At 53.7% G+C, this 13,596-nt stretch carries 5 protein-coding genes; 1 reads left to right on the forward strand and 4 read right to left on the reverse strand.

The window, feature by feature from the left end; all coding sequences use genetic code 11:
- Positions 1-104: 104 nt before the first annotated feature.
- On the reverse strand, positions 105-5,414 hold the full coding sequence (locus MXE39_RS04905; RefSeq protein WP_246978338.1) for a hypothetical protein: 5,310 nt from the start codon (positions 5,412-5,414) through the stop codon (positions 105-107).
- Between the two features lie 1,053 nt (positions 5,415-6,467).
- Here MXE39_RS04905 and MXE39_RS04910 point away from each other — a divergent pair.
- The gene (locus MXE39_RS04910; RefSeq protein WP_246978339.1) at positions 6,468-6,611 is read left to right on the forward strand and encodes a hypothetical protein; all 144 of its coding nucleotides are present in this window, start codon (positions 6,468-6,470) and stop codon (positions 6,609-6,611) included.
- Positions 6,612-7,103: 492 nt separating this feature from the next.
- On the opposite strand, the gene rpsA is transcribed toward MXE39_RS04910, so the two are convergent.
- The 3 genes from rpsA to cmk form a co-directional block, all read right to left on the reverse strand.
- Positions 7,104-8,777 carry a 30S ribosomal protein S1 gene (gene rpsA / locus MXE39_RS04915; protein WP_246978340.1) on the reverse strand — a complete coding sequence of 558 codons (1,674 nt, stop codon included), beginning with the start codon at positions 8,775-8,777 and terminating at the stop codon, positions 7,104-7,106.
- Positions 8,778-9,359: 582 nt separating this feature from the next.
- Positions 9,360-10,610 (reverse strand): hypothetical protein, encoded by a 1,251-nt coding sequence (locus tag MXE39_RS04920; RefSeq protein WP_247073826.1) that lies wholly within the window; start codon positions 10,608-10,610, stop codon positions 9,360-9,362.
- Positions 10,611-11,880: 1,270 nt separating this feature from the next.
- Complete coding sequence (gene cmk / locus MXE39_RS04925) at positions 11,881-12,558, reverse strand: (d)CMP kinase (protein ID WP_246978342.1); 678 nt, start codon at positions 12,556-12,558, stop codon at positions 11,881-11,883.
- Positions 12,559-13,596: the final 1,038 nt, after the last annotated feature.

Genomic DNA, 13,596 nt, shown 5'->3' on the forward strand with positions numbered 1-13,596 from the left:
GCAGCGCACAGCAGCACGGCTGCGCGCAGCGTGCGGCGTCCTGAGCGGCGCTGCACAGGCAGGACCGCGCCGGTATGCTGTTGCTTCAGCCGGCGCCCGAAGTATTAGCCTGCCAGAAAGCTCCTTACTTCAGCAAAACAGCCGGTGACAGTCCAGTCCTGCCTGAGGGCAGCGCTTATCTGCTGGCCCATGGCACCATTGTGAATGGCCGGATCTGCAATAATCAGAGCTGTATGCTCATGACCTGAGCGCATCAGGCTGTTAAGCGCACAATGCACAGCACGGCGGGCAAAAGGCAGAGCCACCTGCTGCTCCCACAGACCTGACTGCCTGAGGTTTAGATGATGATAAAGGGCATCATAGTAAGGATCAGAGAGATCAGGTAGAGCAAGCCCGGCCATAAGCACCAGAGATGGCGCCCATTTATGACCGTCATGCCAGCAGGTGCCGACACCTGCCTTATGCAGCAGCTGGCGCAGCGAGCTGTCACTGATGAGCACAGCATTGCTGTCGTCCTTAAGGCGCTGTGCAATTTCAGCATAAGGCGCCTCACTCTGGACAATGACGGATCTGGAGCCCTTAAAGAGCTCATTGAACCAGGCAGCACAGCGTTTCATATGAAGCGGGTCATTAAGCACCACCTCAATGCCACCGGCACTGGACTCAAAAAGCTCACGCAAACGCCCCAGCTCCCCGGCAAGCACCTCCCAGCTCAGATAAGCCTGACTGCCCCCACCAGGTCCCTCAGCCACAACAGCTCCAGCCTCGGAGCCAGCCCATGCACCGGCACCAGACGCAGCCCGCTCCTGTGCAGCTGCCGGTACTGCGCCCTCAGACGCTGCACCGGCACCATACGCTGTAGCGGCATCAGCGGCATCAGGGGCTGAACCCTGGCAGTCTGACAGATATACCATAGCGCGCTGGCGCAGCTCCATGCTGTCGCTGAGCATGACCAGCTCGATATTGTCAGGGGCAAGGCCCAAATCTTTCAGAGCCTCATGGGTCTCCTCAGGGGAGCTCAGGCTGTCAGTTTTGAGCACCACTGAGGTACCGGCTGAGGTTATGGCCTCAAAAAGTCCGTTGAGCTCGTTGCTGATATCAAAAGGAGTCAGAGCAAGCACGGCCGTGCTGCCACGCGGTGTTACCGTGGCTGCAGCGTTCCACACAGCCTCTCCTTTGACATTGAAGTCAGCGTTCATGATGTCGGCAATGGTGGTCAGAGCTTCAGGCAGACCATCGCTGACAGCCCTGACGGCCTTTAAGGCATCACTCAGGGCCGTAGCAAGCTCAAGGCGCTCAATGTCATGAGTGCCCTGAAGGCCGGTAATATGCCTCTCAAGATGCTCAAGAATGCGCATACCCTCGCGTAAATTGCGGTACAAATCACTCATCAGGGCTCTGAAAATCGGATCGACCAGAGCCTGGCCCTGCTCATTGCACATCACATCTGCCATGGCATCGTAACGGGCAATTTCAGGACGGCCCTCATACAGGCTCACACCCAGCTGCTGACAGTGCTGTGCCAGGGTCTGCTGATAATGAGCGCTCAGGTTCTCAAACCAGATGTTTCTCTGGCCATAGGAAGTAAAGCCTGGCACCTTGAGCCTTAGCTCAGGACTGGCTGCGCGCATCTTTTCGACCATGAGCCTGAACTGGCTGTCAGGCGGCAGTATGCCCAGAGAGTACTCGCTGAGCAGCTCATGGCCCATGAGCTGGTATGGTGACTGCCACAGACGGTGCTGGTACTTGAAAGCATGCAGCGGCCATGGCCCTGCCCCCATGACACGGGCAAAGGTTCTTATGAGCCAGACACAGTGATTGGCTGTCTTAAAGCAGTTTTCAATACGCTGATACTGAGTTGTATCTGCAATGAGCTGCTCGACCTGAGGTGCCTTGCGGGCCTTTTTCAGGGCAGTAAGAATTTTCGGTACCAGGCGGGCCAGCTCTCCAAAATGATTGGATTTTATTTCCTGACGCAGTGATTTTCTGATGCTCTCGATAATGATGTCAGCCTCTTCAATGAGCAGCACATCAGGCAGTGGCAGCTCACCATCAGGATGGCCCGGAGGGCTGGCCTGTCTGCAGGCATCAAAGAACATATAGTGACTGACACCCACGGCATCAGCCTGCTTTGCAAAATCACGGGCAGCATAGACAAAGCAGCCGCTGAGATCGCATACCTTTCCAGAGACACGCATGAGCTGATGCCATCTGCTCTCATACTCACGGCTGCCGACACCATACTGCTTTTCAAATTCACCAAGGGCATACCTTACCTGCTCTACAGTACTGGCGGCAGCCTCACTGCGGGCAGCACGATACTGGCAGTGGCAGCTGCGACACTCTGTGATGTAAGAGGTGGACCAGTCAGCAATGCGATCATTGAGCTCACAGTTGTACTCACCAAAACCGCCATCGCGCAGATCGCCGTCACGACTGCCGGCCTCGGCGGCAAATCTCCTGATCTCGTGATACAGGTGCAGTAAGGCAGGTGCCATTTTGAAAGCTGAAGGCAGGGAGCCTTTGACAAACTTTGGATACCTGGTATCAATCATGTGACGGCACAGATATCTTGAGTGAGTCTGCAGACTGATAGTTTTCCATTGGTTAAGACCGCAGCGGCCCAGCACAAAAGGCAGGAACTGTCTGACAATCATGTTCTGCAGCTCGACTGAGGCCGATGCAATCATGACATTTCTGCCGGCCAGCATCACAGGCAGCATCAGCTCCAGGTCATCACTGCCTGTATATGCCCCCTGCACCAGCACCACTGCGCCCCTGCGCTCATAAGCAAGTGCAGCCATTTTCTGAGCCAGCTCATACTGCTGCTCAGAGCAGCTGTAGCCCTCAATACAGCGACTGAGCAGGCCCTCAGGGGCAAAGACAGCATGCACCCAGGCACGAATCAGCTCAGCCTCCGAAAAAGGGGCAAGTCCCTTGCTGCGCATATGCTCGCAATAGGCACCATAGCTGTACTCAGACCACTGCCCGGCCACAGCAAGGCAGGCCACAGTCTCAGCCACGCGCCTGCCCACCTCATCGTCCCCACCAGCCACAGCCTCCAGTGACCCACTGTCTGTCAAAGCGGAATCTGCAACAGCGGTCGGTACGGCGGCTTCACCTTCTGCAGCGTCATCTGCAACACTCACAGCATCGGATTCGCCCGAGGCTGCGTCTGCCTCACATGAGGCAGCTTCCACCAGTCCTGAATCTGGCAAAACGGAGTCTGCAACAGCGGACGGTTCAACGGCATCACCTTCGGCTGCAGTGTCTGCAACACTCACCGCATCAGATTCGCCCGAGGCTGCGCCTGCCTCACATGAGGCAGCCTCTACCAGGCTCGAGTCAGGATTAGTGGAGTATGCAACAGCGGACGGTGCGGCGGCTTCGCATGCGACGGCGGTATCTGCAGTGCTCATGGAACAGGCGTTGCCAGAGGAGTCACCACCTTCGACAGCAGCAGCTTCCACCAGGCTCGAGTCAGGCTGAGTGGAGTCTGCAACAGCGGACGGTGCGGCTGCTTCACCTTCTGCAGCGTCATCTGCAACACTCACAGCATCAGATTCGCCCGAGGCCGCGCCAGCCTCACATGAAGCAGCTTCTACCAGGATCGAGTCAGGCTGAGTGTAGTCTGCAACAGTGGACGGTGCGACTGCTTCGCATGCGGCGGCGGTGTCTGCAACAATCACAGCATCAGATTCGCCCGAGGCTGCGCCTGCATCGCCTGCGGCAGCTTCTACCAGGCTCGATTCAGGCTGAGCTGAGTCTGAAACAGCGGACGGTTCAACGGCATCACTTTCGGCTGCAGTGTCTGCAACAATCACAGCATCAGATTCTCCCGAGGCTGCGCCTGCATCACATGAGGCAGCGTCTACCAGGCTCGAGTCAGGCTGAGTGTAGTCTGCAACAGTCGACGGTGCGGTGGCTTCACCACCGGCAGCAGCGTCACTCTTACTACAAGCTTCATCTGTTACCAGCGCATCGGGATGTACTACCTGTACATCAGCAGCATTGTCAGCCTCACTGGCTTCCTCCATGGCGACTGAGACAGGCTGTGCGATTCTATCTGCACAGGACTGTACAGCTGTATCAGCTGCACCGGACACATCCGCTTCTTTCGATACAATAGAATCGCCAGAAGCATAAGCTGTCTCGTCTGCAGCTGCCTCGACGGCGACTGATTCTGGCTTTGTGGCATCAGCTGCAATAGCCTCTGCCTGTGTATCAGCTATGGCGGAGCTGCCACTGGAAGACGCCAGGTCCCTCACTGCGATTTCTGTCAGAACCTGGGCAAACAGGAGCTCATGCAGGGCACGGCGCTCATCATCGTTAAGAACACATGGTCCCTGCAGATAGGATTTAACATGTGGAACCTGCACCTGGCTGTTACGCAGAATTTCAATGCGCTGCTGAGTTGTCGTGGTCAGAGGCTGCAGTATGCGCTTGACCTCATCGCGGCTTAAAACAGTTCCGCTTTCGGCAGCTTCTTCCTCTCCAGCCCATGCCTGATCCTCAACGGCGCCCTGAGCATAGCCATAACCCCCGTTCTGACCTGCAAGAGCGTCGGCATGAGCCTGTGTGGCTATGACAGCAGGCCCAGCTGCAGCCGGTGCCTGACTATGACCCCAGGCAGGAACTGCAGTCTGCAGTTGGGGCTGAGGTTGTTGATAAGGCCTTGCCTGTGGTGGCATCTGCTGTGGAGGCTGCTGACCAAAGTTGCCCTGTCCGTAGCCCTGTCCATTGGAAGCGGCTCTGTCAGGGGCATTACGTGCCCACTGAGGCTGATACTGTCCCTGAGGATACTGTCCCTGTGTATTACGGCTCAGACTGTCTGGTCCCTGAGCGAACTGAGACTGGTACTGAGCTGCGCCCTGTTGCCCCTGTGAGTACGGCATCTGAGGCTGTCGTGGTGGCTGCTGCCATCCGCCCTGAGGCTGACCCTGATTGAACTGAGGCTGTTGCTGCGGGCTGTTAAAGCCCGGCCCCTGCCCGTGAGTATTGCCATAAGGCTGTGAACAGGCTGCCGGTGGCTGACCATACTGGCCAGACTGCTGAGCTGCCGGTGGCTGACCGTACGGCCCTGGCTGCCGGGCATACTGAGGCTGTCCTGCATTTAACTGAGGCTGCTGAGGACGGCTAAAACCCTGTCTGTTGCTCTGCGCATTGCCGTAAGGATGAGCATAGCCGCCCTGTGGCTGGGTGTACTGATCATATTGAGGGCCAGACTGTGGCTGGGCATACTGCGGCTGCACGGCCTGGTTCTGGCCCGGTCCCTGGCCCTGCCAGACCTGATACTCCCATGGCATACGGGCGGCCGGTGTCTGGGACTGGGCCGATGGAGCACTGCCCTGCCTTCCAGGCTGGTCAAAATTTGCGCTGTTATTGCTGTGATCTTCAGACTGATATGAGGTCATGGCTGGGCCCTATTTGTGTGGCTTGATGGTGCTCTGAATTGCAGAGCGCAGTCTCCGGCAGCTGCAGCTGACAGCCAGCCCCCGGGATGAACATAAAATAACTGAGGCAGGTCCTTTATGACAGACCTGATTTGTCAATGTGTGAGCCAGGTAGCCCCTGTCAGAAATAACAGTGGCAAGGCCACACGGCTACGCCTGGCAGCTCAGTTGAGCTTCTTTTGGCGATCAGCAGCAACTGCCAGGCTCTATGAGGCTTACAGGCCAGACAATGGCCGGTTCATGCGTCAAAAAAATCTAAGCCCATTTGTACTATAAAATTTGTCAAAACGACAGTTGAATCGTAATTTTCCGCCTTCCCCGGCCTCCCTTTAAGGCGCACCCTGTTTGAGCTGATAACAACAGTTAACCATTATGACATATGCTGTGCGGCACACCACAGCTGTGAGCGCGCCCCGGGTCAGCACCTGTCAGTACTGAAAATCAGTACTTTGCACTGTACAGCCAGAAAAAATCACACACCAGCTTCCTTCCGCAAAATCAAAAAACTCTCCCCCTTACCCAAAAGTATAACGGCCAACACCCAGGGCTACGCTATAAAGAACACTCTATAAAACCTTTTACAGTGAGAATATCATAACCATCATAATGATATTCACAGGCACATCCATCAGCCAAAAGCGCAATGCAGCTGTATGGTCAGTCAACACTCGTACCCCATATAATAGTCTGAAAAATATTTTGTAGAGTATGTCATACAGAAAGCATATCCATCTGCACATAACTGCAGTTGAGCTACATGACCTGCTATAAGACGCTCAGTCTCGATCTTATCAGCCAAAAGCATGAGCCTGTGCATGAGCTCGTGCTGCAAGAAAACGATTGCACAGGGGACTGGTTAGGGGGCTGCCATGATGCTCGACTTGCTGTCAGTACAGCATGTATATGGGGCGTTGCGTATGCACTATCAGTCGTAAGTAAGATATTACTGACTTTAGGAAGTGCAGGATTTTATAGAGCACGATGCAGGCAGAGTTAGCTCAGAGAAGCATCAGCATGAGCAATCAGAGCAATGCACCCAATCAGCATACGCTGCTGCTGCAGGCCGACAAACAGGCTGGCAGGCAGGCATGCGGCTTCTCCACCGTTACCAACAGGCCGGTCTACCAGCCACCAACGCTGCTCAGCTTAGGCATGTAGACCAGCTGAACAAAATTAGTGGCGAGGATAGACAGAGTCAATAAGTGTGAGCTAAAGGATGAGTGATTGAATGAGTGACTTACTGACTGACTGACTGACTACGTAAGTGTTTGAGTGAGTTTATGAATTTGTGCCTGATGGAGTTGGCAGGAAGTCTATGAAGATATGATTTATAAATCGCTATGGAGAGTAAAAAGTGGCGAGGGATAAAGACAGGAGGACGGATCTGGGCTGTTGTTCATTAACGCTTTATAAAATAATTTATCAGTAACTTTTTTTGAGTATGGATGGCCGGGCCTTTTAGTGTAGGGGATATTTGTTAAAGGCTGGTTTTTGGGGAAATTTGGGCCGTTGCGGCCCTGTGAAAATATTGTAGAGGGAAAGGGGCAAAATAAAACCCGGACAGGGTTATCCCCATCCGGGTTTTGGAAACGGTTAAGTTTCGCAGTTTAACAGGCGGTCAGAAAAACTGACTGACTGCTAACAGTGAGCTTATTCACCACGAGCGGCGGCAAAAGCGGCAGCCATAGCGTTAGGAGCGGCTTCCTGCTGCTGCTTGTCGTTCAGGGTGTCTAAAGCTTCCTTCTCCTCGGCCTCATCCTTGGCACGGATGGAGAGGCTTAACTGACGGGTCTTGCGGTCGAGGGTCATGAACTTGGCCTCAACGGAGTCGCCTACCTTTAATACGGTGGAGGCGTCTTCGACGCGGTCACGGGAGATATCGGCAACACGGATGTAGCCGGTTACGCCCTCAGCCAGACGTACGGTAGCGCCACGGGCGTCAACCTCTTCAACGGTACCGGTGACGAGGGAACCCTTGTGGTGCTGAGCCAGGTAGTCAGCAAACGGATCTTCAGCGATCTGCTTTAAGCCCAGGGAGATACGCTCACGATCAGGATCTACCTGGAGAACAATAGCGGTGATCTCGTCGCCCTTCTTGAAGTCGCGAACAGCTTCTTCACCGGACTGCTGCCAGGAGATGTCAGATAAGTGAACGAGGCCGTCAATGCCGCCGTCCAGACCGATGAAGATACCGAAGTCAGTGATGGACTTGATCTTACCGGTTACACGGTCACCCTTGGAGTGAGCCTCAGCGAACTCCATCCATGGGTTTGGCTTGCACTGCTTTAAGCCCAGAGAAATACGACGACGCTCCTCGTCGATCTCGAGAACCTTAACGGTTACGTTGTCACCAACGGAAACAACCTTGGATGGGTGAATGTTCTTGTTGGTCCAATCCATCTCGGATACGTGAACCAGACCCTCAACACCTTCCTGGATCTCTACGAAGCAGCCGTAGTCGGTTAAGTTGGTAACCTTACCCTCGAGGTTGGAACCAACTGGGAAGCGGCCTGCGATGTTGGCCCATGGGTCTTCGCCTAACTGCTTGAGACCTAAGGAAACACGCTGACGCTCGCGGTCAAACTTAAGAACCTTAACCTCAATCTCATCACCGACATTAACGATCTCGGATGGGTGCTTAACACGCTTCCAGGCCATATCGGTAATGTGTAATAAGCCGTCAACGCCACCGAGGTCAACGAATGCACCGTAGTCGGTCAGGTTCTTAACGATACCCTTAACCTCCTGGCCTTCCTGCAGGTTGGCTAATACATTCTCACGCTCGGAAGAGTTCTCAGACTCAATAACAGCACGACGAGAAACAACTACGTTGTTGCGCTTCTGGTCAAGCTTGATAACCTTGAACTGAAGCTCCTTGCCCTCTAAGTGAGCAGTCTCACGTACTGGACGAACATCAACTAAAGAGCCTGGTAAGAAAGCACGGATACCGCCTAACTGTACGGTGAAGCCGCCCTTTACCTTACCGTCGATCAGACCGGTAACAGCTTCGCTGTTCTTGTAGGCCTCATCGAGCTTGTTCCAGGCTTCATTGCGCTTGGCCTTCTCACGGGACAGGATGGTCTCGCCGTCGCCGGATTCGATGGACTCAAGAACAACTGGAACGGTATCGCCAACAGCAACCTCAATCTCGCCCTGGGCGTTCTTGAACTGCTCAACTGGAATGTTAGACTCGGACTTTAAACCGGCGTCTAAAACTACGAAGTCGGCGTTGATGGCAACAACGTGAGCGTTGATGGTATTACCTGGACGGGATTCGTTCTGGCTAAAAGACTCTTCGAGGAGTTCGGCAAAACTAATAGACATTAAGGATTGATTCCACAGGCACCCTAAAGCTTCTTGCTTCAAGGAGGTAGTTAAAATTTAGTATCATCCATGACACTGTAAACAAGTGATCGCGGATTATAACAATGATCAAGTATCCGATCAAGGTTTTCACCACCCTGTACAGGGCCATTAGATGCAAATTATTTCCATATAGGAGTAAGCTCAAATAAAGGCCATAAATAAGCCCGAGCCTGGCCGGTATCTTACCTGCTAATTGCCCCACTTACACCATGCCCTCTCAAAAGTACCGTTTATTCCCCATAACAGACCACAAAACGTCATAAACATGCCCTTTTTCAGGGCATCACTCACTCCTTCCCTACCAGCGCACTGGATCATACCTGCCAGGCCGCACAGCCATGGTCCCGAAGGAAGCCTTCAGCCAGCCAGAGCATGCCCTGAACTGCGGCCTTTGCCAGTCTCCCCGATCACAGCTTATAGCATTATTTACCATCAGCTAAAGCACAGGGCAGAGCCCGTTGAGGCTCTGCCCTGTGCTGTACTGCTCTTTGGTTGACTGACGGCCGCTATCTGCTCGCACGGCACTGCCAGTAATACTCGTCAGAAAGGCAGTTCTGAGCTCCTGTTTCCTCTTGTTAAGGGTGGTTGCATGTCAAGGAGCTTAATGAGTTGCTGGTGCTCGTCTGCAAGGACCTTGCTGTCAGGATATGAGCCAATCTTCAGCAGTCTCTTGAGCTGCCTGAATCCAACATAGCGGGGAATTACTCCCAGTCCGACCGCATCCAGCACAGTCTGAGCGCCGCTGCTAATCTGCCTCTTGCCCTGCTCATAACCACTTGAAATCTCTTCGCCGTGATCTGCGGTTTCCAGCATGGATAAGGGCTCGCCAGTCCCCGAATTTCCCGCCACCGGCGCATAATCGCCTGAGCGACTCATGACATTAAAGAAGTTTATTTCGCTATTGCTTACCGATGCAGGTATCACCCGGGCATCTGCCAGTGCCTGACATATGCCAGATAAAGACATACGGTGGCCTTTCTGAAGCAACTGTTTCTGGACAATACGAAGCATCATCAGGGCAAGCACGCTCAGGCAGCAGTGAGCTTCGATTCTCTGGATAAGCTTTTCGTCTGGAGAATCCGGGAACAATGACACTGTCATGAGCTTAAAGCTGTCCTTAAGACCGGCAAGCCTGTAGCAGGAATCAAGCACTTCGGTATCACTGAGCGGCTGGTGTTTGCTTCTGACTGAGTGGCCTAATACTAAAGCCGCATAGCCCGCAACTTTCTCTTTGGCTTTAATCCGCTCGTCATTTAGCCCCTTTGCCGCGACTGCACTTTGCTTGAGCGCATTGAGCAAGGCAAGATCCCTGGCCCTTCTTTGAGGGCAGAATGTATAAACAATCCTGCATGGAACTTCAGCCGCACCAGCCAGCTCACTGCCATATTGCCGGCATGGTTCAGCAGCAGACCTGACTTTCATAACGTAGTCACAAACCTTGAATCTGGGGGCATTTTCCTGAATCCTGCTGTCATTGGATTCCAGGACAAAGGTGCCGTCATCACCAGGAATGAAGTTTTTGTAACCTGACAGATCCAGCATTTGCCTGCGGTCTTCGTCACTTTGCTTGGACAGATGGAACGGCACCACAAATCCCATATCGTTGTGGCGGGCCATGCGTACCACTTGAGCTTCGTTGCTGAGGCTCTCTGCAATCAGGCAGTAATTGCTGATACCGTATTGATCTTTGAGCGCCTGAACCGCCTCTGGCAGCAGGTCCAGGTCGTTCGGAGTTCCCAGCGAAATGCGGCAATCAAGGGGAAAGCCCTCCTCGTCAGCTGCAATAGCCACTGAAATAACAGGCAGTCCCTCACAGCTGTCCGGGCCGCAATCAGCATAAGCATCAGCAAGGAAGGCGCCATGGCTCATCATTTCCCGGTCACTGCTGTCGTGCAGGCTGCAGCCAAACAGTGCGTTGCCATGAGTGGCTGCCTCCAACCAGATGTTAAAACAGCTGATAAAGGCTGTTTTGACTGGTTTTTCCCGGGGCTTTGCATGTGTTTTAACTGCATATTTGAGCAGCTGACTGCCGTGCTCATAAAGGAAATCCTGTGCATGGTCAAAACCGCTCTGACTGACAGAGCTCCATGGGCAGTAGATAAAGTCACTTATGATGTTGCTTGCCTGCAAGTAGGACTGTGGTCTGACAATTTTGACTGACGCCAGGTAGAACAGCAGATCATTGAGGCTCAACGCTTCTATTTCGGTATAAGCCTGCTGAAGATAACTGATCTTGTACTTCAGTCCCAGTTCCATCTCCCATACTGGCTTCAGCGCAAGATGGCCGTAGTGAAGCTCGAAAGCCCCGTTTAACCTGGGGGTATCGTCACACTCCAGGCCATCATCATCAACCTTAGCAACATCAGCCGCCTCTACCGCTGCCTCTGCTGCCATGGTCAGCCGTGCATTCAGACAGTCACGTTCCAGTTCAGCAGTGAGCTGCTTGCGAGCTCGTTCGTCCTCGAATGCTCTTCTTACCTCCTCAGGTAAGTTCTCGTACCTGCCATAGCTCTTCACCACCCTTTTGACGCACTTGCCTGTTTCAGGATCATGAACCGACTCCATCATAAGCAGGTACTTCCTGCCACGATTGGTCTTCAACCTCAGGTACATAAGTTCCCCCAAATATCCATACCTAATGATAGAGCCCAATTCTATCATGCTGCCCCCTGAATCCCCCAGAAGCATAAAAATTATTTGCAGACAAAATAAAAGCCAACTCCTATACATATAAGGGTTGGCTAAGAGAATCTGGCAATATGGCTGCTAAACACAGGTCAGTCTACCACTGCCTGCCCCTGCACCCCACACAAGCACAAAAGAACACCTGTACTGACAAACGCAAGTCACCTGGTGATGCGCTGCAGCATGCAGCCCCCTGCCATAAAACCTGACATCATTCTTCTGAGCTCAAAAAAAGCACAGGGCAGAGCCTGTTGAGGCTCTGCCCTGTGCTGTGCTGTGCTTTGCTTTGCCCCTTGCCTGCCTTGCGGCTGTCCCGCATCGTTTGTGTGGGAGCCCAGGGAGGTCAGGACAATAATGCTTAATAACCAGGTGAGGCTCAGGCCTGCTGCTTTGACCTGATGTAGTCCATGGCAGCGTTGAATACCTCTTCAATGCTCATGTTGGTGGAGTCGAGTACCAGAGCATCTTCAGCTGCCTTAAGCGGGGCTACTGGACGGTTGCGGTCGCGCTCATCACGCTCGGTGATTTCCTTGAGGATAAGATCGTAATCGGCTTCCTTACCAGCCTGCTCAAGCTGCAGCTTGCGGCGCTGAGCACGGACCTCAGGGGAGGCATCGAGGAAGATCTTGACCTGAGCATCAGGGAAGACAACAGTGCCCATATCACGGCCGTCAGCAACAAGACCTGGCTCCTTGCGGAAGTCGCGCTGGCGCTGCAGCAGGGCCTGACGTACCAGTGGGTGTGGGGCTACCTTGCTGGCATTGAGACCGCACTCTTCGGTACGGATAGCACGGGAGACATCCTCATCGCCCAGGAATACGTGCACACCATCGTCCTGAACCTCAAAGCTTAATGAGAGTACCTGAGCTTCCTGAACCAGAGACTCCTCATCAAACATGGCCAGACCGGCCTTGCGGGCAGCATAGGCTAATACGCGGTAAATAGCGCCAGAATCGAGCAGATCATAGCCTAAAGTTTTAGCAAGACGACGGGTGAGCTCACCCTTGCCAGCACCGCCTGGACCGTCTACAGCAACAACAAATGCCTTTTCCAAAGTTAACTTCCTTTAGCGCCCTGTTCAGTGCCGGCAACGTAAACATTGCACCGGCTCAGGCGTATCTTGCAGTACCAGGCAGACCTCAGATGCTCACAGACATAAATGGACGGGTATTTAAACCCATGCCCCAAATGCCCGCCTCAAGCAGGTCAGGACCTTGCCTGTCCGTCCCGGAGAACAGATCAGGTACTGATATAAATCCATAAACAAAGATTCTCAGGCGGCAGCCGCCCTCCTGAGATGCTCCTCAGCTCCATGGCAAACAGCCTCAACTGAAAAAGCTTGTCAATTTTAGCAACATTCACCATGCATGGCAAAAATGCAGACCACGTATTCCCGGCGGTAAATGGCCATTTAACGCCCTTTGCCCGCCACCGTAAAATCTCCGAGGCCAAAGCTGATCGCCTGGCACCTGGCGCCACCCGGCCATACCGCGCGTACCGCCCATAATCGTGCATCGGACCGTACCTGCACTGCCCATCCCGGCAACAAGCATGTCACCTGACCATCTTCGGAACGCCCGGCATCGCCGGATCCTGCCAGCAGTTACCCTGGATTGCATCCCGGCAGCAGCCAGGTATGCATTTATATATACATGTAAGCATGCCTGCTGCCTGGTGACAGCCTGACCTGTATGACAGTATGAGTGGCCAGAATTTGTGCCGGGCTTGCGCTGAGCTTGTCGTACCAGCAGCACTGGTACTGTTATTGAGCATCACTCCCGACGTGCATCTGGTTTACAGGATATTGATACCTGGCTCTGCCCTGCAGGCCATGAAGTCAGTCCTGCCGGGAGGGCAAATCATGGTACTGACTGGTGGGCTGATAAGGGAATTGCCAGGTTGCCCCACTGGGCGCAGATACGTCACTGGGCGCGTGCACTGGCCAGTCCTGATTATGGCGGCATGCCATGACAGGCAGGCTTTTCCGATGGATGGTCACAGCTCTGAAGCCTGGACATGGAGGGTCCTTTTGCCATGATATGGGGCCTGCCAGGCTGTCAACCAAAAGTCCTGGCCGGGCACTCAAACAGTG

It is taken from the genome of Anaerobiospirillum sp. NML120511 (genome assembly GCF_023050955.1).
In the GTDB taxonomy this organism is placed as follows: domain Bacteria; phylum Pseudomonadota; class Gammaproteobacteria; order Enterobacterales; family Succinivibrionaceae; genus Anaerobiospirillum.

Bases quoted from the DNA above. Each gene is read 5' to 3' on its own strand.
- rpsA (WP_246978340.1), bottom strand. From the start codon at position 8,777: ATGTCTATTAGTTTTGCCGAACTCCTCGAAGAGTCTTTTAGCCAGAAC.
- MXE39_RS04910 (WP_246978339.1), top strand. From the start codon at position 6,468: ATGAGCAATCAGAGCAATGCACCCAATCAGCATACGCTGCTGCTGCAG.
- MXE39_RS04905 (WP_246978338.1), bottom strand. From the start codon at position 5,414: ATGACCTCATATCAGTCTGAAGATCACAGCAATAACAGCGCAAATTTT.